General features: G+C 64.8%; 23 protein-coding genes. 15 read left to right on the forward strand and 8 right to left on the reverse strand.

Annotated elements, in window-relative coordinates; genetic code table 11:
- The first annotated feature begins 26 nt into the window (after positions 1-26).
- A complete protein-coding gene (locus tag ACQR07_RS32820; RefSeq protein ID WP_434906197.1) occupies positions 27-725 on the forward strand; it encodes a DJ-1/PfpI family protein in 699 nt (232 codons plus the stop codon).
- A gap of 89 nt (positions 726-814) precedes the next feature.
- On the opposite strand, the gene ACQR07_RS32825 is transcribed toward ACQR07_RS32820, so the two are convergent.
- Positions 815-1,225 carry an NADH:ubiquinone oxidoreductase subunit NDUFA12 gene (locus tag ACQR07_RS32825; RefSeq protein ID WP_434906198.1) on the reverse strand — a complete coding sequence of 137 codons (411 nt, stop codon included), beginning with the start codon at positions 1,223-1,225 and terminating at the stop codon, positions 815-817.
- Between the two features lie 179 nt (positions 1,226-1,404).
- Here ACQR07_RS32825 and ACQR07_RS32830 point away from each other — a divergent pair, with 179 nt between their 5' ends.
- On the forward strand, positions 1,405-2,076 hold the full coding sequence (locus ACQR07_RS32830) for a BA14K family protein (RefSeq protein WP_434906199.1): 672 nt from the start codon (positions 1,405-1,407) through the stop codon (positions 2,074-2,076).
- Between the two features lie 138 nt (positions 2,077-2,214).
- Here the strand turns inward: ACQR07_RS32830 and ACQR07_RS32835 are convergent, their stop codons facing one another.
- Complete coding sequence (locus tag ACQR07_RS32835; protein ID WP_434906200.1) at positions 2,215-2,544, reverse strand: hypothetical protein; 330 nt, start codon at positions 2,542-2,544, stop codon at positions 2,215-2,217.
- Between ACQR07_RS32835 and ACQR07_RS32840 the strand changes: the two genes are divergently transcribed.
- Together ACQR07_RS32840 and ACQR07_RS32845 are read left to right on the forward strand one after the other, a co-directional pair.
- Positions 2,533-4,830 (forward strand): CHASE3 domain-containing protein, encoded by a 2,298-nt coding sequence (locus ACQR07_RS32840; protein ID WP_434906201.1) that lies wholly within the window; start codon positions 2,533-2,535, stop codon positions 4,828-4,830. The genes ACQR07_RS32835 and ACQR07_RS32840 overlap by 12 nt on opposite strands.
- A gap of 469 nt (positions 4,831-5,299) precedes the next feature.
- Positions 5,300-7,555, forward strand: coding sequence for a CHASE3 domain-containing protein (locus ACQR07_RS32845; RefSeq protein WP_434906280.1), 2,256 nt, complete (start codon positions 5,300-5,302; stop codon positions 7,553-7,555).
- On the opposite strand, the gene ACQR07_RS32850 is transcribed toward ACQR07_RS32845, so the two are convergent.
- Entirely contained in the window at positions 7,518-8,411 is an 894-nt protein-coding gene (locus ACQR07_RS32850) for a DMT family transporter (protein WP_434906202.1), read from the reverse strand. The genes ACQR07_RS32845 and ACQR07_RS32850 overlap by 38 nt on opposite strands.
- 722 nt (positions 8,412-9,133) lie before the next feature.
- Here ACQR07_RS32850 and ACQR07_RS32855 point away from each other — a divergent pair.
- The 3 genes from ACQR07_RS32855 (at position 9,134) to ACQR07_RS32865 (ending at position 14,256) form a co-directional block, all read left to right on the forward strand.
- On the forward strand, positions 9,134-12,904 hold the full coding sequence (locus ACQR07_RS32855; RefSeq protein WP_434906203.1) for a vitamin B12-dependent ribonucleotide reductase: 3,771 nt from the start codon (positions 9,134-9,136) through the stop codon (positions 12,902-12,904).
- A 176-nt stretch (positions 12,905-13,080) separates the two neighbouring features.
- The gene (locus ACQR07_RS32860) at positions 13,081-13,479 is read left to right on the forward strand and encodes a hypothetical protein (RefSeq protein WP_434906204.1); all 399 of its coding nucleotides are present in this window, start codon (positions 13,081-13,083) and stop codon (positions 13,477-13,479) included.
- Positions 13,480-14,256 carry an ImmA/IrrE family metallo-endopeptidase gene (locus tag ACQR07_RS32865; protein ID WP_434906205.1) on the forward strand — a complete coding sequence of 259 codons (777 nt, stop codon included), beginning with the start codon at positions 13,480-13,482 and terminating at the stop codon, positions 14,254-14,256.
- Between the two features lie 46 nt (positions 14,257-14,302).
- On the opposite strand, the gene ACQR07_RS32870 is transcribed toward ACQR07_RS32865, so the two are convergent.
- The gene (locus ACQR07_RS32870; RefSeq protein ID WP_434906206.1) at positions 14,303-15,031 is read right to left on the reverse strand and encodes a hypothetical protein; all 729 of its coding nucleotides are present in this window, start codon (positions 15,029-15,031) and stop codon (positions 14,303-14,305) included.
- Between the two features lie 59 nt (positions 15,032-15,090).
- Here ACQR07_RS32870 and ACQR07_RS32875 point away from each other — a divergent pair, with 59 nt between their 5' ends.
- The 4 genes from ACQR07_RS32875 to ACQR07_RS32890 all read left to right on the forward strand — a co-directional run bounded on the left by ACQR07_RS32875 (position 15,091) and on the right by ACQR07_RS32890 (position 17,478).
- Complete coding sequence (locus tag ACQR07_RS32875) at positions 15,091-15,450, forward strand: metallophosphoesterase (protein ID WP_434906207.1); 360 nt, start codon at positions 15,091-15,093, stop codon at positions 15,448-15,450.
- An 83-nt stretch (positions 15,451-15,533) separates the two neighbouring features.
- Complete coding sequence (locus ACQR07_RS32880) at positions 15,534-15,947, forward strand: hypothetical protein (RefSeq protein ID WP_434906208.1); 414 nt, start codon at positions 15,534-15,536, stop codon at positions 15,945-15,947.
- A gap of 197 nt (positions 15,948-16,144) precedes the next feature.
- Positions 16,145-16,912 carry a metallophosphoesterase gene (locus tag ACQR07_RS32885; protein WP_434906209.1) on the forward strand — a complete coding sequence of 256 codons (768 nt, stop codon included), beginning with the start codon at positions 16,145-16,147 and terminating at the stop codon, positions 16,910-16,912.
- 212 nt (positions 16,913-17,124) lie between these two features.
- Positions 17,125-17,478 (forward strand): hypothetical protein, encoded by a 354-nt coding sequence (locus ACQR07_RS32890; protein WP_434906210.1) that lies wholly within the window; start codon positions 17,125-17,127, stop codon positions 17,476-17,478.
- A gap of 224 nt (positions 17,479-17,702) precedes the next feature.
- On the opposite strand, the gene ACQR07_RS32895 is transcribed toward ACQR07_RS32890, so the two are convergent.
- Positions 17,703-18,191, reverse strand: a complete 489-nt coding sequence (locus tag ACQR07_RS32895; RefSeq protein ID WP_434906211.1) for a phosphatase domain-containing putative toxin — start codon at positions 18,189-18,191, stop codon at positions 17,703-17,705.
- Here ACQR07_RS32895 and ACQR07_RS32900 point away from each other — a divergent pair.
- Positions 18,190-18,468, forward strand: a complete 279-nt coding sequence (locus ACQR07_RS32900; RefSeq protein WP_434906212.1) for a hypothetical protein — start codon at positions 18,190-18,192, stop codon at positions 18,466-18,468. The two genes, ACQR07_RS32895 and ACQR07_RS32900, sit on opposite strands and share 2 nt — an antisense overlap.
- Before the next feature lie 260 nt (positions 18,469-18,728).
- Here ACQR07_RS32900 and ACQR07_RS32905 read toward each other — a convergent pair whose 3' ends face one another.
- A complete protein-coding gene (locus ACQR07_RS32905; RefSeq protein WP_434906213.1) occupies positions 18,729-20,276 on the reverse strand; it encodes a hypothetical protein in 1,548 nt (515 codons plus the stop codon).
- Between the two features lie 380 nt (positions 20,277-20,656).
- Between ACQR07_RS32905 and ACQR07_RS32910 the strand changes: the two genes are divergently transcribed.
- Positions 20,657-21,808 carry a cytochrome P450 gene (locus tag ACQR07_RS32910; RefSeq protein ID WP_434906214.1) on the forward strand — a complete coding sequence of 384 codons (1,152 nt, stop codon included), beginning with the start codon at positions 20,657-20,659 and terminating at the stop codon, positions 21,806-21,808.
- A gap of 473 nt (positions 21,809-22,281) precedes the next feature.
- Here ACQR07_RS32910 and ACQR07_RS32915 read toward each other — a convergent pair whose 3' ends face one another.
- Entirely contained in the window at positions 22,282-23,034 is a 753-nt protein-coding gene (locus ACQR07_RS32915; RefSeq protein ID WP_434906215.1) for an SDR family NAD(P)-dependent oxidoreductase, read from the reverse strand.
- An 89-nt stretch (positions 23,035-23,123) separates the two neighbouring features.
- Between ACQR07_RS32915 and ACQR07_RS32920 the strand changes: the two genes are divergently transcribed.
- Positions 23,124-23,435, forward strand: a complete 312-nt coding sequence (locus ACQR07_RS32920; protein WP_434906216.1) for an ArsR/SmtB family transcription factor — start codon at positions 23,124-23,126, stop codon at positions 23,433-23,435.
- A 76-nt stretch (positions 23,436-23,511) separates the two neighbouring features.
- Complete coding sequence (locus ACQR07_RS32925) at positions 23,512-24,837, forward strand: LVIVD repeat-containing protein (RefSeq protein WP_434906217.1); 1,326 nt, start codon at positions 23,512-23,514, stop codon at positions 24,835-24,837.
- A 188-nt stretch (positions 24,838-25,025) separates the two neighbouring features.
- Here the strand turns inward: ACQR07_RS32925 and ACQR07_RS32930 are convergent, their stop codons facing one another.
- Entirely contained in the window at positions 25,026-25,259 is a 234-nt protein-coding gene (locus tag ACQR07_RS32930) for a DUF2171 domain-containing protein (RefSeq protein ID WP_434906218.1), read from the reverse strand.
- Between the last annotated feature and the right edge of the window lie 165 nt (positions 25,260-25,424).

Raw genomic sequence — 25,424 nt, forward strand, 5'->3', positions numbered from 1 at the left:
AACCCATCATGCTCGCGAGTGCCGCTATGCCCGAACCGCTCTCCATCGCTCTCGTCCTGTTTCCGCATCTGACCCAGCTCGATCTCACCGGTCCGGTCCAGGTGTTTTCCAGCGTGCCGGGCGCCACGCTGCATCTGGCCTGGAAGCGGATCGAGCCGATCCCCACCGACTCGGTGCTGACATTGCAGCCGACGACCACCTTCGCGCAGTGCCCGCAAGCCGACGTGATCTGCATTCCCGGCGGCTTCGGCGTCGACGCCATTCTCGACGATCCCGAGGTGATCGACTTCATTCGCCGTCAGGCTGATGGCGCCAAATACATCACCTCGGTCTGCACCGGCTCGCTCGCGCTCGGGGCCGCCGGACTGCTCGACGGCTATCGCGCCGCGACCCATTGGAGCGCGCGCGAATGCCTGCCGCTGTTCGGCGCGACCATCAGCACCGAGCGTGTCTGCATCGACCGCAACCGCATCACCGGCGGCGGCGTCACCGCAGGCATCGACTTCGCGTTGACGCTGGTGTCGCATCTGGTGGATCGCCAGACGGCCGAAGCGATCCAGCTGCGACTCGAATACAACCCTGCCCCGCCATTCAGCGCCGGGTCGCCCGACACCGCGCCTCCGGAGGTGCTGTCACGCATGCTGGAGCGGATCGCGCCGTCCCGGAAGCGGCGGATCGAGACGGCCGAGCGCGCCGCAGCGGCCCTCAACAGGGTCGCCACATAGGCGCCTCGGGTCACATCATCGTCAAACGACAAGGCCGCCCGCAGCTGCAGACGGCCATCTCTCGTTCCATAATTCGCGCTTGAGACGAATCAGCCGGCGGGCGTCCAGGGCTGATAATCGCCGGTGGCCTTCGGACGGCGCCCGCTAGCCAGGGTCGAGCCCGCGGGGCGATAGGCCAGCGGCGTGCCCGTCAGGTTGGGCTGGTGCGGCTTTTCCCACTCGCGCGGCTTGTAGCCATCCTGCGTCGGCGGCACGTCCACCATGTGGTGCATCCAGGCGTGCCATTCCGGGGGAATGCGGCTGGCTTCCGCGAGGCCGTTGTAGATCACCCAGCGGCGCTCGAAGTGCAGCACCGGATCGATCTTGCCGCCGGCGGTCCGATAATAGCGGTTGCCCTGTGCGTCCTGCCCCACGAGCTCGCCGAAACGCCAGGTCCACAGCTGCGTGCCGAAGGTCTGGCCGTTCCACCACGTGAAGAGCTTGAGAAAGAACTGTTTCATGCGCGCGGGCCAAGTTGGTGAGCGACGCGGCTCTGATGCCACCCCGCCCGCCACTTGTCCAGTGTCGCCCGCCGCCACATCCCCATCGGCGTCGATATGCCTTGATGACGGCCATCTGCCGCAGGGAACGACATCCTCTGCCTGCGGTTAGGTCATTTTCCCCTGATGGAGTGACTTCGATGAGAAGCCTGAAGACATTGAGCGCGGTCGCGGCGGTGGCGCTGATTCTGCCGCTCGCGACGGCGACGACGAGCCTGGCGCAAGGTCGCGGCGGCGGTCCCGGTGGTGGTGGCCCCGGCGCTGGTGCGGGCATCGGCGGCGGCGGCGGTGGCGCTGCGATCGGCGGAGGCGGCGCTAGCCGCGGAACCATGGGCGGCGGTGGCAGCATTGGGGGCGGCGCTGCGTTCAGCGGTGGCCCTGGGCGCGCCGCAATGAGCCCCGGCCCCGGTCCTTCGTTCGCCGGTCGAGGCGGCGGCCCGGGCGGCGGCAGCGTCGCGTTCAACAATGGCGGCCGGCCCAACAACTGGAGCGGCGGCGGCGGCAACTGGAACCGGGGCGGCAGCTGGCACCACGGCGGCGGCTGGCGTCATCGTGGCGGCGGCTTCTGGCCGGGCGTCGGCATCGGGGTCGGTGTCGGCCTTGGCAGCAGTTACGCCTACTACAATGATCCGTACTACTACGGACCAAACTACTATAGCGACGACTACTCCTACTATGACGACTCCGCGCCGGTCGCGGTCGTTGGAACCGAAGGTGTCGACCCGAGCTACTGCGCACGGCGTTACCGCTCCTACGATCCAGCGTCGGGAACCTATCTCGGTTACGACGGCATCCGTCATCCCTGTCCGTAGTTACCCGAATACGTCTAGCAAAGAAGCAGAGCGGCGAGGTACGTACCTCGCCGCTTCATTGTTGTCGCAACTTGTTTGTTGTGTGTCCAACCCGCCACGATACGGACTGATTTTTGACGAAATTTGAGCAATGTGCCATTAGGCGTGCAGATGAATTGCGCGAACAGGTTCAATATCAAACGAGTTCCTGATTCTGCCCGGTGACGGGCCGCTCGCGAGGGTGACTGCTCTTCTGCCGATGCACCATTTGTCTGCAGTCCCGCGCCCTGCCCCTCGGAGCGAACAAGCGTCCAGGCCTGCCGCCGTCAAATGCGCCAGGACTTCGATCGAGGAGGCGCGCCATGCCCACTTTTCATAGCTGCTTTCGACGCAGTCGCGACCGATGGCCAGCACCGCGGCCACACCACGCGCGAACGCGATACGCCGAACCGACCTGTCGATGATCGAGCTGCACTTATGATTGGTCATCGCCTCGCCTTGGGACTCGGACTCGGAACTCTGCTGGCGATCGGAGCCGCCTCGACAGCGTTGGACATCAAGTCGCGTCATGATGCCGCCTGGGTCGCTTCGTCGCTCGACATCCTGCAGAAGACCTCTGACCTGCGCCTGCTCCTGCGCGAAGCCGAGGCCTCGTCGCGCGGCTTCGGACTGACCGGTTCCGAACCGTTCAAGGCGGAGTTCGGCGACGTCAGCGCGCGGGTTCCAGCTGCACTAGCCGACCTGCAGCGCGCTGCAGCCGACAGTCCCGGACCAACGACGCTTCTCGCGGAGACCGCCGCGCTGATCGACCAGCGGATCAGCGTCGCCGCAGACCTCATTCGGCTGCGTGCGGCGTCGGATCGTGCCGGCATGGAAGCGCTCGGCAAGCGCTTCGAAGGTCCGGTGCTCATGAGTGCGATCACGGCCAATCTCGATCGCTTCGTTGCCGACCAGCGGCAGTTGCTGGCGGCGCGCACGGCCACGTCGAAAGCGACGGGCACGCTGCTGCTCGCCATCGACCTGAGCGGGCTTGCGCTGTTGCTGCTGATCGCCGGATACCTGATCCGGCGCGCCTATCTCGGCGACCGGGCGCTGCGCGCTTCGCTGGTCCGCTCCGAGGCCGAAGCCAGTTGGCTGGCCGAAAAGGCCGAGAAGCAGCATCTCGATCTGGTGGCGGCGCACGAGAAACTGCGCCACTCCGCCGAGATCCTGCAAAGCACGTTCAACAGCATGGCGGAAGGCGTGCTGGTGATCGACGCCGCAGACACCGTCGTGTTCTCCAATCCGGCGGTCGAGCGCCTGCTCGGCTACAGCCCCGGCAAGAAGCTGACCGAGGTCCGGTCCCAGCTTCGCGTCTACGAGAGCGACGGCGTGACGCGAATCACGGGGGAGGACTTGCCGACACCCCGGGCGTTGCGCGGCGAGGCATTCGACCGGCGCGAGCTCATGGTCCAGTTGCAGGACCGCGACGAGCCGCTGCGGCTGATGGTGAGCGGTCGGCCCCTGCGCGACGCTGCGGGTGCCATCACCGGCGCCGCCATGGTCTATCATGACATCACGGAGGCGCATGAGACCGAGCGGCTGTTGCAGCAGGCGCAGAAGCTCGACGCGATCGGCAAGCTCACCGGCGGCGTCGCGCACGACTTCAACAACATGCTGACCATCATCACCGGCACCATCGAAACGCTCGCCGAAGAGGTCAGGGACCGTCCGGCCGCCGCGGCGACGGCCGCGCTGATCGGTCAGGCAGCCGATCGCTGCACCGAGCTGATCCGTCACCTGCTGGCGTTCGCGCGCAAGCAGCCGCTTCACCCGCGCGACAGCGACGTGAACAGCACCATCCTCGACATCGCCAAGCTGTTGCGGCCCACGCTCGGCGAGCAGATCGAGATCAACTCGATCCTCGACGAGGAGGAGCTGATCGCGCACATCGACTCGGCTCAACTCGCCAACTCACTCGTGAACATGGCGATCAATGCGCGCGACGCGATGCCCAACGGCGGCAAGCTGCTGCTGGAATCGCGGCGGGTCGAACTCGACGACGCCTATGCCGCCGCAAATGCCGGCGTGGCTCCCGGCTCCTACATCATGGTCGCGGTCAGCGATACCGGCACCGGCATGTCGACGGAGGTTCGCGATCGTGCCTTCGAGCCGTTCTTCACGACGAAGGAGGCCGGCAAGGGGTCGGGGCTCGGACTGAGCATGGTCTATGGCTTCGTCAAGCAGTCCGGCGGACACATCAAGATCTACAGCGAAGAAGGCAGGGGCACCACGATCCGGCTCTATATCCCCGCCCCCAAGGGACTGGCCGCGAGCCCCGCTCCGCCGGAGCCGCCGCCGCCCCGCGGCGAGGAGACGATCTTCGTCGTGGAGGACGATCCGCTGGTGCAGGATTTCGTGGTCTCACAGCTACGCAGCCTCGGATATGGGACGATTACCGCATCGACCGGCGTCGAGGCCCTGGCCAAGATCGAGAGCGGGCAGGCCTTCGATCTCCTGTTCACAGATGTCATCATGCCCGGCGGCGTCAACGGCAAGGAACTCGCCGAGGAGACGCTGCGGCAGCGTCCCGGCACGAGAGTGCTCTACACCTCGGGCTACACCGACAACGCGATGGTCGAGCACGGCCGCCTCGACCAGAACGCGCTGCTGCTGACCAAGCCTTATCGAAAATCCGAGCTCGCCCAGATGGTCCGGCTCGCGCTCGTTGCCGGCTGCGATCCGCCCCTTCGATCTGTCGAAGCTCTTCGATCAGCCAAGCAGTCGTCGCGCTAGCATGGGCAACGGCTCCTGCCGGTCCGATGCATCCCAGGCACCGGAATGCCACCAGCCGATCGAGCGGGGTGTGCGGGATGTCCTACCTCGCATGCGAAGTGACACGACGGCACAATGAGGTTTGCTGATGACCAGGTCGCATCGCAAATCCGAGCTTGCCCCGAGGGTCCGGCTCACGCTACTTGCTTGATGCGATCCGGCACGACAGATCGGTTGTTGATGTCCGATCGGCCGAGCGGTCGCGTCAGCGCAGTGCCGCGCATTGCGAGGTCAGAGCCGACCTCAGTGTTAGCGTAGTCCTCACAAACTCCAATGGAACCAGACTTGGCAGTTGGCACAAGGCCGCCTCCTGCTAGTCGTGGTGTGTTTCCGGCCGATCTATTCGCCGTCGCAATTTTGATTGAAAGCAATTCATACTAACGATGCCGCTTGATAGGCTGATCACATCCCGCACCGAAGGGCCTCCGTGATGATTCGCCGGCGGGTTGCGATCGGTCTCGGTCTTGGAACTCTGCTCGCGGTCGGCGCCGCATCGACTGCGCTGGACCTCAAGGCGCGCAGCGACAACGCCTGGGTCGAGCACACCATGGAAGTGCTCGAGAACGCGTCCGATCTTCGTGTCCTCTTCCGGCAGGCGGAAGCCACCTCGCGCGGCTTCGCACTGACCGGCATGGATCGATTCCTGACGGAGTTCCAGGAGACCCGCGCGCGCCTTCCTGGCGCTCTCGACGACCTGGCAAAGGGGGTGAGCGACAACCCGGAGCAGACGCAGACGCTGACACAGCTTCGCGAGCTCATCCGGTCGAGGATGGCGCTCGCAGACGAACTCGTCCGCCGGCGTGCCGCTGGCGATAGCGCCGGACTCGCCGCGCTCACCGCCGATCCCGCGGTAACGGCGTCGGGCAGCGATGGGTTCGAGACCTTCACCAACGAGGAGCGGCGGCTGCTCGGCATCCGCATGGCGATCTCGCGCCGCACTGGCTCGTGGCTGCTGGCGATCGATCTGGTGGGGGTCGGCCTGCTGCTGATGATCGCCTTCTATCTGATCCGCCGGGCGCATCAGTCGGATCGGGCGCTACGCTCCTCGCTCACCCGTTCGCAGGCGGCAACGATCTCGCTGGAAGCGCAGTCGCTGCAGCAGCGTGGCGAGCTCTCGGCGGCCTATGACGAACTGCGCCGCTCGGCAGCGATTCTCGAAACCACGTTCAACAGCATGGCCGAGGGCGTGCTGGTGGTCGATCGGGACGGCACGATCGTGTTGTCGAACCCTGCGATCGGGACCTTCCTGGGAACGCGGGTTGGCAAGACCTTCGCCCAGATGGTCGTCGAGAACGGCTTCTTCGAGAACGATGCCACCACGCCGATCCCTGACGACGAGTTGCCGATTGCGCGCGCCCTGCGCGGGCTGTCGTTCGACCGGCGCGAAGTGGTGGTGCGGCCGCTGGACGGACGCTTGCCCGCCCGGCTGATGGTGAGCGGGCGTCCGCTGCGCAACGCGGACGGCGCGCTCAACGGCGCCGTGCTGGTGTACCACGACGTCACCGACGCACGCGAGACCGAGCGGCTGCTGCAGCAGGCGCAGAAGCTCGACGCCATCGGCAAGCTCACCGGCGGCGTCGCGCACGACTTCAACAACATGCTGACCATCATCACCGGCTCGATCGAGGTGCTGATCGACATCGTGCAGGACCGCCCGGCCGCAGCCGAGCTTGCGGCGCTGATCGGCAAGGCGGCCGACCGTTGCACCGAGCTGATTCGCCATCTGCTGGCGTTTGCGCGCAAGCAGCCGTTGCGGCCGCGCGACATCGACGTCAACGCGACCGTGCAGGACATCGCCAAGCTGCTGCGCCCGACGCTCGGCGAGCAGGTCGAGATCCGGACCATCCTGGCCGAGGAGGATCTGGTCGCCCACGTCGATTCCGCACAGCTCGCCAATTCGCTGGTGAACATGGCGATCAACGCGCGGGACGCCATGCCGGACGGCGGCAAGCTGCTACTGGAGACGAAGAGCACCGCGCTCGATGCGGCCTATGCCGACGCCAATCCCGGCGTCACCGCGGGGCACTACATCATGCTCGCGGTCAGCGACACCGGCATGGGCATGCCGCCCGAGGTGCAGCATCGCGCCTTCGAGCCGTTCTTCACCACCAAGGAAGCCGGCAAGGGCTCCGGGCTCGGACTGAGCATGGTGTACGGCTTCGCCAGGCAGTCGGGCGGCCATGTCAAGATCTACAGCGAGGAGAACCGCGGCACCACGATCCGGCTCTACCTGCCGCCAGCGCGAGCGGCGACGGAGGTGGCCGCCGCGCCGGAGACCGATCTGCGCAGCGGCAGCGAGACGATCCTGGTGGTCGAGGACGATCCGCTGGTGCGCAGCTTCGTGCTCGCGCAGCTGCAGAGCCTTGGCTACACGACGCTGTCGGCGACGCGCGGCAGTGATGCACTGGCGATGATCGACGACGGCGCGGCGTTCGACCTGCTGTTCACCGACGTCATCATGCCCGGCGGCATGAGCGGCCGTCAGCTGGCGGAGATGGTGATCGCGCGGCGGCCGCAGGTGCGCGTGCTCTACACCTCCGGCTACACCGACAACGCAATCCTCGAGCACGGCCAGCTCGCGCCAGAGGCGCTGCTGCTGACCAAGCCCTACCGCCGCGCCGAGCTTGCCCAGATCGTGCGGCTCGCGCTCAGCCCCGCGTCGCCAGCGCCACCGCTCCCAGCGTGAAGGCGAGCGCCGCGAGCTGCCCGGCGCCGAGCGGCTCGCGCAGCGCCACCGCCGAGGCGACGACGCCGATCACCGGCACCGCCATGGTGCCGATCGCCGCCACCGACGCCGGCAGCCGCGCCAGCGCCGCGAACCAGGCGACATAGGCGACGCAGAACTGGATCACGGTCGAATAGAACATCAGCGCCCAGTCGAGCTGATCGAGCCTGGTCCAGTCGGAATGCTCCAACGCAAATCCGACGATCACGATCGGCAGGCAGCCGATGCCGATCTGCCAGGCTGCGGCCGACAGCGGCGGCAGCTTGATCGGCAGCTTCTTGGCCATGACGGTGCCGAGCGCGAAGCCGAACGCGCCGCCCAGCACCATCACGATGCCCGGCAGCTTGTCGCGGCTGGCGGAGATGCCGTTGCTGCCCATGATCGAGGCGAGCCCGGCGAAGGCCAGCACCAGCGCCAGCACGCGCAGCACCGTCGGGCGCTCGCCGAGGATCGGCCAGGCCAGCAGCGAGGCCCAGACCGGCATGGTGTAGGCGATCAACGCCGCCTCGCTGGCCGGCAGCCACAACAGCGCCAGCCCCATCAGCACCATCCAGCCGGTGACGTTGAGCATTGCGGCCAGGATCAGCCGCGGCCAGATCTCTGAGGGCACGGCGAGGCTCTGGCTTCGCAGAATCGCGAGCAGCGCCAGGAGAGCCGCCCCGACCACGCCAGTGGTGCCGCGCAGCGTCAGCGGCGGCAGCACGCCGACGAGGTGCTTGGTGACAGGCCAGTTGAACCCCCAGCCGAGCGAGGTGATGGCGAGGAACATCAGCCCGGCGGGCGTGATCCGCCCGCTGGCCACTGGCTTGTCTGTCATGGAATCACCGGCGCCGTCTGTGGGACCAGGAGCTTGCCGGCGTTTTCCCGGCCACACCAGGGATTGTGGGGCATGCCTGCCCCGCGCCATCCCCCGTAAGCTGCCGTGAGTCCCGCTGATGCAAGCAAAACACACCGTTCGCACGCGAATAAATTTGCCCCTGTGAACAGCGGGGCGAAGCCCTGTGGACAGCCCTCGGAGCAAATTTTTTCGGTTTCGAATCCGCGTGGACTCGCCGATAGTTACGGCCATCACGATACCGGCATGCGCCCTGGTTATCCCGCACTTTCCCCCATATTTAGTGTTTGGTTAGGGAACCCCCACTAATGCTTGACGGGGGAAGCGGAGTCGTCCTAGCTTCCGACCCGGTTCGGCGCTTGGTCACGTTTCGAGTTCCGCCGGCCGCTTCCCAGAAGGGTACCAGGACGACCGCGCCAGAAGGCCAACCGGCCCGGCGTGCGGTTCGTCGTCTGTCCCGCGGCGGGGTGGTCGCGACGGCAGGACAGCAGAACCCCCCACTAGATGTGGGGGCTCCCCTGCGACAACGGCGGGGGCCGGACGGCAGCGTGAGGCGTTGAGCGCGAGGCGTTGAGAGACGGGCCGGGCAACCGGTTGAACTGCGGCGGCAGACGAAGCCCTTCGGATGGGACTCGCAGGCCACCGCCTTTGGATGCAATGATCCCGGCCGCGAACGCGGTCCGGCAAGAAAATTGGGGCTCGCGATGCGGATTGAACGGCGCAACACCACCGATGGACAGTCTCCCTATGCGGGGATCGACTTCCGTCTGACCACATCCGAGATCAAGAATCCGGACGGCTCCGTGGTGTTCCGGCTCGAGAATGTCGAGGTGCCCGAGTTCTGGTCGCAGGTCGCCTCCGACGTGCTGGCGCAGAAGTATTTCCGCAAGGCCGGCGTCGCCGCGCGCCTGAAGAAGGTCGAGGAAGAGAGCGTGCCGTCCTGGCTGTGGCGCTCGGTGCCGGACACCGAGGCGCTGGCCGCGCTGCCCGAGAATGAGCGCTATGGCAGCGAGCGCTCCGCCAAGCAGGTGTTCGACCGCCTCGCCGGCTGCTGGACCTATTGGGGCTGGAAGGGCAACTACTTCTCCTCGGAGGCGGACGCACAGGCGTTCTATGACGAGCTGCGCGTCATGCTGACGAAGCAGATGGTCGCGCCGAACTCGCCGCAATGGTTCAACACCGGGCTGCATTGGGCCTATGGCATCGACGGCCCCGGCCAGGGCCACTATTACGTCGACTACAAGACCGGCAAGCTGACCAAGTCCAAATCGTCCTACGAGCATCCGCAGCCGCACGCCTGCTTCATCCAGGGCGTCGAGGACGACCTCGTCAATGACGGCGGCATCATGGACCTCTGGGTGCGCGAGGCGCGCCTGTTCAAGTATGGCTCCGGCACCGGCTCCAACTTCTCGCGGCTGCGCGGCGAAGGCGAGCGGCTGTCGGGCGGCGGCCGCTCGTCCGGCCTGATGAGCTTCCTCAAGATCGGCGACCGCGCTGCGGGTGCCATCAAGTCGGGCGGCACCACGCGCCGCGCCGCCAAGATGGTGGTGGTCGACGCCGACCATCCGGATATCGAGGCCTATATCGACTGGAAGGTGAAGGAGGAGCAGAAGGTCGCCGCTCTCGTCACCGGCTCCAAGATCAACCAGAAGCACCTCAAGGCCGTGATGAAGGCCTGCGTCAATTGCGAGGGCTCCGGCGACGACTGCTTCGATCCCGAGAAGAACCCGGCGCTCCGCCGCGAGATCAAGCTCGCGCGCCGCGCGCTGGTGCCCGACAACTACATCAAGCGGGTCATCCAGTTCGCCAAGCAGGGCTACAAGGACATCGACTTCCCGATCTACGACACGGATTGGGATTCGGAAGCCTATCTGACGGTGTCCGGCCAGAACTCCAACAACTCGGTGTCGCTGAAGGATGACTTCCTGCGCGCCGTCGAGACCGACAGCGATTGGAGCCTGATCGGCCGCACCAACAAGAAGGTCGTCAAGACGCTGAAGGCGCGCGACCTCTGGGAGAAGATCGGCCACGCCGCCTGGGCTTCGGCCGATCCCGGCCTGCACTTCAACACCACGATGAACGACTGGCACACCTGCAAGGCGTCCGGCGACATCCGCGCGTCCAATCCGTGCTCGGAATACATGTTCCTGGACGACACGGCGTGCAACCTGGCCTCCGCCAACCTGCTGACGTTCTACGACACCAGGACCAAGCAGTTCGACGTCGCTGGTTACGAGCATCTCTGCCGGCTCTGGACCATCGTGCTCGAGATCTCCGTGCTGATGGCGCAGTTCCCGTCCAAGGCGATCGCCGAGCTCTCCTACGAGTTCCGCACGCTCGGCCTGGGCTATGCCAACATCGGCGGCCTGCTGATGACCATGGGCCTGTCCTACGACTCGAAGGAAGGCCGCGCGCTGTGCGGCGCGCTCTCGGCGATCATGACCGGCATCGCCTACAAGACCTCGGCGGAGATGGCCGGCGAGCTCGGCACCTTCCCCGGCTACAAGAAGAACGCCGCGCACATGCTGCGCGTGATCAGAAACCATCGCCGCGCCGCGAAGGGCGAAGCGACCGGCTATGAGGCGCTGTCGGTCGCTCCCGTTCCGCTCGATCACGCCCACTGCCCGCAGGTCTCGCTCGTCAGCCACGCCATCCAGGCCTGGGACGACGCGCTCGCGCTCGGCGAGACCAACGGCTATCGCAACGCCCAGGTCACCGTGGTCGCCCCCACCGGCACCATCGGCCTCGTCATGGATTGCGACACCACCGGCATCGAGCCCGATTTCGCGCTGGTGAAGTTCAAGAAGCTGGCCGGCGGCGGCTACTTCAAGATCATCAACCGCGCCGTCCCCGAGGCGCTGCGCGCGCTCGGCTATCGCGAGGCCGACATCGCCGAGATCGAGGCCTATGCCGTCGGTCACGGCTCGCTGTCCAACGCCCCTGGTATCAACGCCTCAACCCTGAAGGCCAAGGGCTTCACGGATGAAGCCGTCGCCAAGGTCGAGAAGGCGCTGCCGACCGCGTTCGACATCAAGTTCGTGTTCAACAAGTGGACGCTCGGCGAGGACTTCATCCGCAACCAGCTCGGCGTCTCCGCTGAGGCGCTGGCGTCACCGACCTTCGAGCTGCTCTCGGCAATCGGCTTCACCAAGCGCGAGATCGAGGCCGCCAACGTCCACATCTGCGGCGCGATGACCGTCGAGGGCGCCCCGCACCTGAAGGCGGAGCACTACGCGGTGTTCGATTGCGCCAATCCCTGCGGCAAGATCGGCAAGCGCTATCTCTCGGTCGAGAGCCACATCCGCATGATGGCGGCGGCGCAGCCGTTCATCTCGGGCGCGATCTCCAAGACCATCAACATACCGAACGACGCCACGGTCGAGGACTGCAAGGCGGCGTATCTGCTCTCCTGGAAGCTCGCGCTGAAGGCCAACGCACTGTACCGCGACGGCTCGAAGCTGTCGCAGCCGCTCAACTCGCAGCTCATCTCGGACGATGAGGACGAGGACGATGCGGTCGAGTCCTTCTACGAGAAGCCGATGGCGGCGCGTGCCGCCCAGGTCTCGGAGAAGATCGTCGAGAAGCTGGTCGAGCGTATCGTGGTGATGCGCGAGCGCGAGAAGATGCCGGATCGCCGCAAGGGCTACACCCAGAAGGCGGTCGTCGGCGGCCACAAGGTGTACTTGCGCACCGGTGAGTATGACGACGGCCGTCTCGGCGAGATCTTCATCGACATGCACAAGGAGGGCGCGGCGCTGCGCTCCTTCATCAACAACTTCGCCATCGCGGTGTCGCTGGGTCTCCAGTACGGCGTGCCGCTGGAGGAGTATGTCGACGCCTTCACCTTCACCCGCTTCGAGCCGGCCGGTCCCGTGCAGGGCAACGACTCGATCAAGTATGCGACGTCGATCCTCGACTACGTGTTCCGCGAGCTCGCCGTCAGCTACATGTCGCGCTTCGACCTCGCCCATGTCGACCCCTCCGAGAGCAACTTCGATGCGCTCGGCCGCGGCGTCGACGAAGGCAAGATGTCCGAGGACGGCCCCGGCCAGCAGGCGGCGCGCTACGTCTCGCGCGGCCTGACCCGCTCGCGCACCGACAACCTCGTCGTCATGCGCGGCGGCACGTCCTCAGGGACAGCCCACACCACCGTCTCGGCGCCGCATGACGGCCCGTCCGGCGGCCGCGTCACCGCGCTCGCCTCCTCCCGCGCCGGCGACGCCATCGACGGCGCCGTCGCCTACAAGCAGGAGCCGCAACACGACCTCTCGCCGACCGAGAAGCTCGAGGCCCTGCAATGGAGCAAGGCCGGCACGGCGGCGACCCAAGTCGCCTCCAAGGCCGAACGCCGCGCCGAAGCCAAGGCCAAGGGCTACGAAGGCGAGATGTGCTCGGAATGCGGCAACTTCACCCTGGTGCGGAACGGGACCTGCATGAAGTGTGATACGTGCGGGTCCACGACGGGGTGCAGTTAGTAGTTCGAAGTTGGCTCACATCACGGCATGACGCCATGACTATTCGGCTCCAAAAGTTGATTCAGAGTCGCGCACCTTAACCCAACGAATCAGGTTTTCCGGCAGCCGCAACGGCTGCCGGAATTGGCAGAGGAACGAAACGGGAATTAAAGCAACAATTGTAGAGGACGATCGATATGAACTACTCCGATCGCTACCTGCGTCAGATCGCGAGCTACTCCATCATCGATGTAATGCTGACCGACGTAGCGATCAGGATCCAACTTAGCCCAACTGACTACCAGCTCGCGGTCGATCACTACCACGCGATTAACGAGTGGCTAGAACGCGACGACAGCCCCGTGAAGGGGCAGGTGCACGACTTCTATCCGCAGGGCGGCTTCGCGATCGGCGCGACCGTAGCGCGCCACTCGACCGATGACGAGTTCGATATCGACGTAGTGGCCGACATCAACTATCGCCCCAATATCGACCCTGAAGTCGCACTTGCGACCCTGCACGATGCGATCCGTGGCGAACGCGGCTCCCGTTACTACCTGCGGAAGCACAACCGGCTGCTCATAGGGTCGAATTAAATGACTCAGGTCGACGACTACAAGGTACCGTTCCGAAGCGAGGCATTCATCGCCAACTTGGCGGCTGACTGTCGGCGGATCGGAACGTTACCGGGTTCGAAGCAAGTCGACCTGAGGGTTATCCTCACTGAACTTGAAGCTCACGGCGTGGAAAGTATCGCGCGCATCCGGGGGATGAAACCGAAAGGTCGGCTAAAGATTGAGGTCGTCGACGACGACACGATTTCATCCCCCGCGTTTGTCGAGTTTCGTCCCGCGCTCAAACTCTGCATCAAACGTAGTATCTGGCATCGGTTTCAGAAAGGCTACTCTGAGGAGCGTTTGATTATCGCTCACGAACTTGGTCATATCTTTTTGCACAACGATGAGGCGAAGCGCTTTTCCCGAGATCTCTCGGTCCAAATACAGTTCGCCGACACTGAAGACTCTGCGGAAGGACAAGCCCACTTGTTCGCAGATCATCTTCTCGTTCCTTCTTCATTGGCAACTGCAATAAACGACGCCTGTCGACTAGCTTTCGTCTGCAACGTACCCGAAGATTTCGCTTTTGATCGGCTTGCGGCAGTGAACCGCGAGAAACTTCCACTCGTGTCATCACAGCGTATGCCCACCTGGACAGAGCATGCTCCGCACTCGGTCAAAACTGGAGATGCCTGCCCGCGATGCGGCAACTTCGAAATGACTGCTGGTTCTGGCAATCTGAGTTGCACATTTTGCAAGCTCCAACAGTCGGAGCAACGGACCTTCGGCCCGACCCCATCGGCTTCGACGGTTTAAGCAAAGCTAGGTATACTACCACGTCCTCTACTGCCTGCCAGAAGCACTAAATCAGTGCGATGAGCACCTCGTAACATTGCTTTATAGTGCGCCTTGACCCTCTCCAAGAGCCATCAACGAAGATATCATATAGCTGAATCTCGCCACGGCCGCCTTGGACAGGAAACAGTCGCCATCCTGGCCCGGAAAGGTCACCGGACTGCGCGGCTCGCTTTACCGCCTTCTTGCGAAACAGCGCCTCAAATCCGGCCAGCTTCCGCATACGGTCCACGGCAAGATAGTAGTCGTAAAGATTTAGCGGCCCCATTAAAATCTTCGTCGGACCGGCTATAACCATAGAGGTCTCATCCAAAGTGCCACCTTCTTGCTCGTGCATTGAAGGTTTGATTGACCCTTTTCCATCGAAGCCGTGCTCGTTTACATCTCTGACCGCCGTCAGCGGGTCTGTATCTTTTAAGAACTGCTTTCTGTCTGCACGATCGATGTTCAACGCCGCCTTATTGAAGGTACATACGCGGTTGGCTCTACGTGCATGGAATAGAAAAGATTTAGCTAGAGCCATTTGTATTCGAGGCGACGCTCGGAGCGAGCGCAACTCCAATTTCCGACTGACTACTGTATTGTCAGTTTGCGCGTCGGAAGCTGAAGCAACACGCAATCGTCCGGCAATAAGGTCTTGAGCGAGCTCGAAATCTTCACATGCTGTTTCTAAGAGAAGCGCAAACGCCTCCGCTGCGGCAATCTCAACAGCAGGGTTTTGGTTAGGTTCATCCATAACCGTCGGAGCTCAAATAGTGGTGAGATATTACTACGTTTTCATAGCAAACGCTGCAAGTGGCGGCCGTATCAGCGAAGCGCAATGCCCCGCTTGACCAGATCGGCGCGTTACGCTTCGCTAAAGCCCCACGATGCGAGAACGCGGCAACCTTCTCCCCTCAAATGCATCTCCACATCTTCTCCGATCTCCACGCCGACGTGGCCGACATCAAGCCGATCGACGGCCTGCCCGGCGTCGATGCGGTCGTCGTGGCCGGCGATGTCTGCGAGGGGACGGTGAATGGGTTTGCGCGGCTGCGCGAGATCGTGCCGGAGCCGGTCCCGATCGTGATGGTGATGGGCAACCATGAGTGCTATCACCGCACCCTCCCCGACGAGCTCGCGCTGGCACGGCCGAGGCGGCGCGGTTCGGCGTGAATCTTTTGGCGAACGACGCGGTTAACGTATTGGAATCATGCTAACTTCCGTTTTGGAGCAATTGTCGGTCGTCAATAGAGGCCATGCGCAACCAAGTAGGTGCAATTTCGATGGAAGCCTTGACGTACGTGAGCCTGAGGTTTGAGATGTTTCTTCTGACCCCCTCCCTGCCATTCATCGTCTCATCCATGCTGGCGCTTGCCATGCCAGGTTGGCGTTCATTGTCAATCGTTGTCGGGTTGGCGGCGGTTGCCAGCGCCTCCTTTGTCTACACGTGGTGGTTCGATACTTGGGCAATCTTTTTCAGTGTCCGCGAAGGCTATAAATACTATCTGGTCCTACTGCCTATCGTATTCGGATTGGTTGGCGGCGCGGCGCTAAGAGCGCACCAACTCAAGAATAACTTACCCCGCCTTGGTTGGCTTTCCGTTGGATTTGTATTAGTCGGCCTCTTTGTTCATCCGGATCCATGGTTTGAATTGAATCGGAATTTTTGACGTGTCTCTGCCTCAACGCTTTTCGTGGCAATCGTAGCCGGATTAGCGGAGCGTAGTCCGCCGACTGCACCTAATCGGCGCGTGGCGCTTCGCTAAAACGAGCTAAGATTGCTTCGCGATCCATAGTCTCGACATCATATCGCTCCGATCTTCGCGCCCCTTCAGCTCGAGTTTCAGTAAATATTGCTTGCCCAGCTATGCACCTCCACATTTTCTCCGATCTCCACGTCGACGTGGCCGACATCAAGCCGATCGCGGCCCTGCCCGGCGTCGATGCGGTCGTCGTCGCCGGCGATGTCTGCGAGGGGGCCGTGAACGGGTTTGCGCGGCTACGCGAGATCGTGCCGGAGCCGGTCCCGATCGTGATGGTGATGGGCAACCATGAGTTCTATCAGCGCACCTTTACTGAGGAACTGAAGCTGGCGCGGGCCGAGGCGGCGCGGTTCTCGGTGCATCTGCTGGAGAACGCCGCGGTCGAGATCGCGGGTGTGCGCTTCATCGGCTGCACGCTGTGGACCGACTATGCGATCTTCGGCCCCGGCAGCGAGGCGGCGGCGATGGCGGCCTGCCTGGACGGCCTGGCCGACCATCGCTGCATCACCTGGCGCGAACGGCCGTGGCGGCGCTTCACGCCGCAGCACGCGCTCGGCCTACACCAGTCGTCACGCGCCTATCTGGCGGAGGTGCTGGCGACGCCGTTCGCCGGCCCGACCGTCGTCGTCACCCACCACGCCCCCGCCTGGGGCTCGGTCGCCGAGCGCTATCGCAACGATCGCCTGACACCCGGCTTCGCCTCCGACCTCTCGGCGCTGATCCTGTCGACCCAGCCGGCGCTCTGGATCCACGGCCACATCCACACGCCCTCGGACTATCTGATCGGCAACACGCGCGTGATCTGCAACCCGCACGGCTATGGCCGCGAGAACCCGGCGTTCGATCCGGCCCTGGTGGTGGAGGTCAAGTAGCCCGGATGAGCGCAGCGACATCCGGGGTCCCCTGCACCGCCGGTGATGAACCCCGGATATCGCTGCCCTCATCCGGGCTACGCGCTGGACCGAAGGCCGTTTGTTCCACCATGCGACTCCGCCCATCCCAGGGCGCCTTGGTTGACTTGCATCAACAGCGTCGAAGTGGACCCGTACCAGACTGTCACCGTCAGAGAAGCGGAGGCAGCATCATGGCCGATACGCAAGCGTCTCTCGTCCCATCCCACGATGCCCCCGATCCGCACCGTCAAATCGATTCAGCCGCGTGGGCCGTATTCTTCATCTGGCTCGGCGTGGTCATGCTCGCGGGGCTGTCCTGGGGCTGGTTCCTGGTGGGCGTCGGCGTCCTCATCCTGGGCGCACAGATGATGCGGACGCAACGGAGCCTGAAGGTCGACAGGTTCGGCGTGATCATGGGGGTCATCATTCTCGCGGCCGGCACGTGGGATCTTCTCGCCTTGCCGTTGCCGCTCATGCCGATGATCCTGATCGTGCTGGGCGGATATCTGCTCTGGAAAACGCTTTCGACGCTGGAATCCCCCTGAAGCGGCGCACGAGACATCAGTGCCGTACCCGGATGAGCGCAGCGACATCCGGGGTCTCCCCCGACGCCGGTGCTGAACCCGGATATTGCTGCGCTCATCCGGGCTACGCACTGGATCGAAGGCCGTTTCTTCCGCTACACGACCACGCGCGTCCCGTGCGCCTTGGTTGACTTGCATCAACGGCGTCGAAGTGGACCCGTATCATCGGCGCGGGAACGCCGCGCTCACGCGCCTTGCTCCATTGCCATCACCCACGTTCGCTGCTCCTCCGTGTCGGGCACGGCGACGCCGCGGGCCGCGGCGATGCGCGCCAAGGCCTCGGCGGCATCGACGCCGAGGCGGATCATGACGCAGGCGGCCAGCAGTGAGGAACGGCCGATGCCGGCGCGGCAATGGATCAGCACATCGGCGCCATCCGACAATTGCGCGGCGAGTTCACGGGCCAGCTCCGTTGCGGCGCGCCGGCTCTCGGGCAGGCCGCGGTCGGGGATCGGGAACGACACGAAGGCCATGCCCACAGCCGCGCACGACGCGGCCTCGCGCTGCAGGCCGAGATCGTGGATCTCCGCCGGATCCAGCAGGCTGACGACGGCCGCCACGCCCTCGGCCGCCCAGCCGCCGATCTCATCCTCCAGCCAGTCTCCCGCGCGCGGACGGGCGGCGATGGCGAGGCGGTCGGCGGTGGGGCAATCGATCCAGTGTAGGCGGGACATGGCGAAGAATCCTGTCAGGACGGCGAGCGGTCCGGGTCCCATTTCCCTTCCCGAAATGAGATGTTACCTTTGTCATATGACAACAGCCGAAGATCTCGAAAAGGCCATCGAGCAGCTTCCGCCCGCACAGCTGGCGCGCTTCCGCGCGTGGTTCGAGCAGTTCGATGCGAAGCAGTTCGATACAGCAATCGAACAGGACGTGCAGGCCGGGAAACTGAACGCGTTGGCTGAGGAGGCGCTCGCGGCGCATCGCGCCGGCCGCTCGCGCGAACTGTGAGACACTTCGCATCCCCGAAGTTCTGAGCCGCCTATGAGGCACTGCCCTCAGCTGTCCGAGACCTCGCCGACACGAACTTCCACTGCGCTCGTCTCGCGAGCTTCAAATCCGAGCGCGACAAAAACCGTAGGGTGGGCAAAGAGGCGTACGCGGCAAAGCCGCGTCGCATCGTGCCCACCGCCGCGCGGGAGTAAAGATGGTGGGCACGCGCCGCCTGACGGCGGCGCTTTGCCCACCCTACGGCAGCTCACTGAGAGCCGCTACTTGAAGCACACCGCCGTATCGCCCGGCACGAACGAATTGCCCGGCATCGGCTTCAGCGGAGTCAGCTTTGGGTTGGCATTGGTCAGCCGCTTCGAATAGGCGCCGAGCGCGGCGTTCATCGTGTTCAGCCGGTCCTGGGCGTCGGTGCGTTGCAGCGGCAGGGTGATGACGCCGGAATTGTAGACCTCGGCGCGGGACCATTGCTGGCCCTGGACGATGCGGCCGACGAGACGCGACTTCAAATCGGCCGCGCTGTCGCCGGCGCCGCTCTTGCCCCCGACGACGTTCGGCGGCAGCAGGCTGGGATTGACGATCCAGCCGCGCGCCTTCGCGACGTTGTTTCCGAACAGGATCAGCTCGTCGACCGTGTTGTTCAGCGCCACGTAGTCGCGCATCGGCAGGCTGGCATCTCCGGTGCCGGTCTCCTGGACGTGGCTCGCCAGATGCGGTCCCGTTGCGCAATAGGTGCCGAACACCAGCTTGATGCTGCCCGAGCTCATGGCCATGTAGCTGCCGACATCCGAGCCGCCGGGCGGCGACGGCGCGTCGTCACCGCAGAAGGTGCCGTGCGAGGAAGCATCCTGCAGGCTATGCAGATAGAGCCCGATGCGGGCGATCTGCACCGGCACCGGCGGCTTCTTCGGGTCGTCGAACAGCACGCCGGTGGTCCTTTGCTTGTCGTCCAGCCAGGACTTCAGCTGGGTGTAGTCGACGACGGCGCTGGGGTTGCTGTTGTCGAGTATCTTCGGCCCCGACGTCACGTTGATCGCCGGCCCGATGGCATAGTTCTCGAGCAGCGGCACATTGCCGCTCAGCGGTACGTTAGCCAGGCACTTCGGGCCGCTGAAGTTCGACGAGCCGTTCGGCACCGTGTAGCCGGCGGTGCACAGCAGGCCCGGCGCCTCGTCGCCCTTCATGGCCCATTGCCGGAGGTCGTACAGCGTGCCCTGATAGACGTCGTCGATGGTGATGGGATAACCGGGCGGCGGATAATGGAACGGATAGACAGCCTGCACGCCGCTGGCGCCGTGCACGTCGGTGCCCTGCCCGTTCGGCGAGAAGTTCAGCAGATAGTGATACAGCGGCCCGTCGGTGGTGGTGTTGGTGCGCTGGAAGCCGTTGAACTTCGCGGTGATGTAGCTGGCGCCCGAATTGGTCGTCGTCGCCTGCCCGCCGCACTGGTCGATCGGCGCATATTGCGCGTAGTCGGAATTCTCGTTGTAGGCGGCGATCCAATAGGCCACGTCGGCGCGATAGCCGAGCGCCTGGGCGATGAAATAGGTGCTGTCGGCATGGATCATGCTGCGTCCCGGCGGGATGGCGGCAAACTGCACCGCCTCGAGCAGGCAGCCGCGGTTGAGCGCCTCCGCCGGATCCTTGCACGCGCTGGCCGGCGCGAGGCAATTCCTCAGTCCATCCTTCACGCGCGGGATGCAGATGTCCTCCAGGAACGCGTGCGCGGGGCGCGCCGTGGTCAGTCCCCAGCCGAGAACGGCTGATCCCACGGTGACGGAGAGGGTCGACAATGCGAACACGATGCGCATGAAAATCTCCTTGGTGATCTGAAATCCAGCCGGCCGGAACCGAATGATGACAAACGCCATCCATTCCAGCCGTGGGAGTTTGAAAACAATGCCGGTCCGTGACGCGCACATCGCAGATTCGGCGAGTCCGATTTGATACGAGATCAAGCGATTAATCAACTTGAAGTTGTTTGGATTGTTCGCTGCGCTGGCAATGACGGAGATCCCTGCGTCCATCGATGAGCAACTCCGCGCGCCCTGCGACCAGACGTTCGCCCCCTTCCCGCCGCATCATCATCACCCGAGCGCCGGTTGATCTCGCCCGCATCCGCCTTACCTGAAGGGTCCGGCCGCCGCGCGTCGGCGGATGTTGCGTATCCCATCTGCGAGTGAGTTCCAGCATGAGCGTTCAGACAGTCCGCGGACCGAACCACCTTCCTGAGGGCGGCGACGGCGTGATCCGGATCGACAGCTTTGCGGCGGCGCGCGACGTGCTGCGCTCCGGCGACGTGCGGCAGGCCGGGTTCAAGGCCGAGCTGGTGCATCGCTTTCTTGGCCCGCGCCACGCCCCGGTGCTGTACCAGGATGGCGAGTCGCATCAGAAACAGCGCAGCGCTACGGCGCGGTTCTTCGCGCCGCGCGTCGTCGCCACCCGCTATCGTGAGCTGATGGAGGCGATGAGCCGGGATCTGGTGGCGCAGTTCTGCGCGACGCGACGAGCGCGCCTCGACGACATGAGCCTGACGCTGGCGGTCGCCGTCGCCGCCGACATCATCGGCCTGACCGACAGCCCACGCGATGCGATGGCGGCGCGGCTGAACCGCTTCTTCACGATGCCCGCCGGCGACGGACCGATCACGACCCTGATCAGCGCCATCGCGGGCCAGCTCCGCACCTTCACCTTCTATCTGTTCGACGTGCGTCCGGCGATCCGCGCCCGGCGCCGTGAGCCGCGCGAGGACGTCATCTCGCATCTGATCGCGGAAGGCTATTCCAACCGCGAGATCCTGACCGAATGCCTCACCTATGGCGCCGCGGGCATGGCGACCACGCGCGAGTTCATCGTGATGGCGAGCCTGCGGCTGTTCGAGGACGACGCGCTGCGCGCGCGCTTCCTCGCCGCCGACGAGCCGCAGCGCATGAGCATTCTCGAGGAGGTGCTGCGGCTCGAGCCGGTGGTGTCCGTGCTGAAACGCCGCACGGCGTGCGAGATGACGGTGCAGACCGACGCGGGCACGACGACGATCCCCGCCCGCAGCGTGGTCGAGATCGACGTCGGCGCCGCCAACCGCGACGAGGCCGCAGCCGGCGCCTGCCCGCACCAGTTCGACCCGGACCGCGCCCGCCCCGCCAAGGGCTCCGCCAGCCTGATGAGTTTCGGCGACGGCCCCCACCGCTGCCCCGGCGCCGCCGTGGCGCTGCAGGAGGCCGCGATCTTCCTCGGCCATCTGATGCAGGTTCCCGGCCTGCGCCTGGAGCAGCGTCCGACCAAGACGACGAACCCGGTGAGCAGCGGGTACGAGCTGCGCGATGCTGTCATCGTGGTGGGGTGAGGCGACGTGGTGGACGAGGAGTACAACTAACAAGTGCTCATCGCAGGTGCTGATGGGGAAAGAAGCACAGTGCAAGTAGCTGCGCCCTCTCCCCTTGTGGGAGAGGGCATGTACGGCCCATCCACGCATGTGGTCGGATGAGGGGTATCTCTCCGCGAGCGATGCGCGTGGAGAGAGACCCCTCACCCAACCGAGTCTGCCGCACTGTCCTACATGCCCTCTCCCACAAGGGGAGAGGGCGCAGTCACGGGCACCGCGATTTGATGTCCATCTTTACTGCCGCGTTGTATCGATCGCTCAGCAAACAGGCCGTAGGGTGGGCAAAGGCGCGCCACGCTGTTGCTGTTGGGCGCAATTTTTCGCGCGACGTGCCCACCGCCCGCACCCAGCGCGACCGATGGTGGGCACGCGCCGCCTTACGGCGGCGCTTTGCCCACCCTACGGTTCGGTGCCCTGAGGAACGATCGCGATCCCTAACGCAACCCACCCGTCACATGGAGCGTCTCGCCCGTCACATACGACGCATCATCTGACGCGAAGAACGCCACCGCCGCTGCGATCTCCTCGGCCTTGCCGACGCGCGCGAGCGGCGTCGCCGTCTCGATCCAGGTGCGCATGTCGCCTTCGTGCAGGCCGGCGGCGACGACGCCTTCGGTGACGATCATGCCGGGGTTGATGGTGTTGACGCGGATCTTGCGCGGCGCGAGCTCCTTCGACAGCACCGAGGAGATGGCGTCGACCGCGGCCTTGGTCGCGCTGTACACCGCGGTGTTCGGCGGCGTCAGCGTCGAGACGCCGGAGGAGATGTTGACGATGCTGCCGCCGGCCGGATTAAAGTGCCGCGCGGCTTCCTGCGACACCAGGAGCAGGCCGAGCACGTTGAGATCGAACTGACTGTGGAAATGCTCCGGCGTGATGCCGGCGAGCGGCGCGAACGCGTAGACGCCGGCATTGTTGACGAGGATGTCGATCGGGCCCAGCGCCTTGACGGTCTCGGCGACGACCGACTTCACCTGGTTGGCGTCGGTCAGATTGCCGCCGACGGCCACCGCCTTGCCGCCCTTGGCGGCGATCCCGGCCACCACGCGGTCGGCGCCCGCCTTGCTGGCGCTGTAGTTGACGGCGATCGCGGCGCCTTCCGCCGCCAGCCGCGCCGCGATCTCGGCGCCGATCCCCTTCGATGCGCCGGTCACCAGCGCCACCTTGCCGTCCAGTCTCCTGCTCATGCTGCTCTCCTTGCGCCGCGGCACTCATTCAATTGTTCAGAACTAGTGAACTATTGAACCGCCGCAAGGGGCCCGCTATATGATTTTCCATGGCGCCCTTGTTTCACCCGTCGCGGGAGGACATCACCCTGGCCGGCGTGCTCTCGGCACTCGCCGACCCGATGCGGCTGCGCATCGTCAAGGGGCTGCTGGAACAGACCGACTGCAGGTCCTGCATCGAGGCCGCGCCCTGCCCCGGCATGGCCAAATCGACGCTGTCGAACCACTTCCGCATCCTGCGCGAGGCCGGCCTGATCCAGACCACCAAGAAGGGCGTCGAGCACCGCAACGTCGTCCGCGAGGCCGACCTCAACGCGCGCTTCCCGAAACTCCTGAAGACGATCCTGGCCGCGGCGGAGTGACTCGCGTGCCCTTGCCCTGGGCGACGCGCGTGCTAGCCTCGATAACAAAACAAAGTCTGATCGGGGGGAGACCGTCATGCGAGAGTTGAGCCGCCGCGCGCATCTGCAGGGGCTGTTGGGAGTGGCCACGATGGCCGGGATCGGCGGGGTGGCGCGCGCCGCTGATACGCCCGCGGTGCCGCCGGAGGGCATCGGGCGCGGCATCAAGCATCTCGCCTACAGTGACATCGGCGGGCGGCCGGACAGCGTGCAGATCATGGCGCACCGCAACCATCTCTATGTCGGGCACATGTTCAGCGACGGCGTCACCATCCTCGACGCCAGCGACCCGCGCAACGTCAAACCGGTGAACTTCTTCACCGCCGGGCAGTTCACCCGCACCCATCATCTGCAGACCTCGGACGATCTGCTACTGCTCGCCAACGGCGCCAACATCGTCGCGATGCAGTCCTACTCCGACCAGCGCGGCTATTTTGAGAATTCGCTGTCCGACAGCATCACCAAGCGCAAGCCGTTCCGCAGCGGCCTCTCCATTCACGACATCTCCAAGCCCGGCGAGATGCGCGAGATCGCGTTTCTGGAAATGCCCGGGCTCGGCATCAACCGGCTGTCCTGGATGGGCGGCCGCTACGCCTATGTCTCGGCGCATTTCGACGGCTTCACCGATCACTGCCTGTGCATCGTCGATCTCAACGAGATCACCAAGCCGGTCATCGTCTCGAAATGGTGGCTGCCGGGCATGAACCGCGCCGCCGGCGAAGCCTCGACCGCGCCGAAGGGCAAGCGCTACGCGCTGCATCACATGATCGTCGCGGGCAAGCTCGGCTACGGCGCCTGGCGCGACGGCGGCTTCACCATCCACGACGTCTCAGATCCGGCGCAGCCGAAGCTGCTGTCGCATCTGAACTGGTCACCGCCCTTCCCCGGCGGCACGCATACGCCGCTGCCGCTGCCCGGGCGCAACCTCGCCATCGTCGCCGACGAGGCCAATGCCGAGAAATGCGCCAAGGGGCTATTCCAGATCTTCGTCGTCGACGTCCGCGTGCCGGAGAATCCGGTGACCATCGCGACCCTGCCGGTGCCAACCGACCGCGACTATTGCGCCGCGCCCGGCACCTTCGGCCCGCACAATCTGCATGAGAACCGGCCCGGCTCGATGCAGAGCGAGGACACGATCTTCGCCACCTACAATGCCGGCGGCGTGCGCGTGTTCGACATCCGCAATCAGTTCGCGCCGAAGGAGCTGGCGTCCTGGCTGCCGCCGACGCCGGCCAAGCTGATCGACCCGCGGCCCAACGTATCGCTCGCCGCCAAGACCGCCGACGTCTTCGTCACCAAGGACGGCCTGATGTACGCCACCGACTGGAATGCCGGCCTGCACGTGCTGCAATATGAGGGATGAGATGGGGAACGGCGGCGCGTTCAGGCGATGCTCTCGCATCGCGTCGAAGCCAACGGCCGGGCCTCGCCCTTCGAGACGCGCGCCAAGGTGGCGCGCTCCTCAGGTGAGGAGCAGCAGCGCTGCGCGGGGCATCAACGATGAGGCCCAACGGCTGCTACTGATTGCCAGCCCGTTGGAGACCAGCTTTCCTACGTCTCCTCTTCCATCGTGACCGCCACGGCGCCGATCGCCGACAGCCGCACCTTGTCGCCTTCGATTTCGGCGACGAGGCCCTTGTCGATGAAGTGATGGTGGCCCTTGTGGCTGCCCTCGCCGCCGTCCTTCTTGGTCAGCTTGATGCGGTTGCCCTCGACGCGGTCGACGGTGCCGACATGCACGCCGTCGGCGCCGATGACCTCCATGTGTTCCCTGATGTCCTGCATGGCGGCGGTCCTCTCGCGGTGATGGGAAGCTGCTTCAACAATCAGACGATGGAAGCGTTCCGCGCGACGCGCCGGTACAGGAGCCGTAGGGTGGGCAAAGGCGCGACAAGAAACATCTCATGATGCGACGATGTCTCGCGCGCCGTGCCCGCCGCCCATACGCAG

This window comes from Bradyrhizobium sp. HKCCYLS20291 (assembly GCF_051167715.1).
Lineage (GTDB): Bacteria > Pseudomonadota > Alphaproteobacteria > Rhizobiales > Xanthobacteraceae > Bradyrhizobium.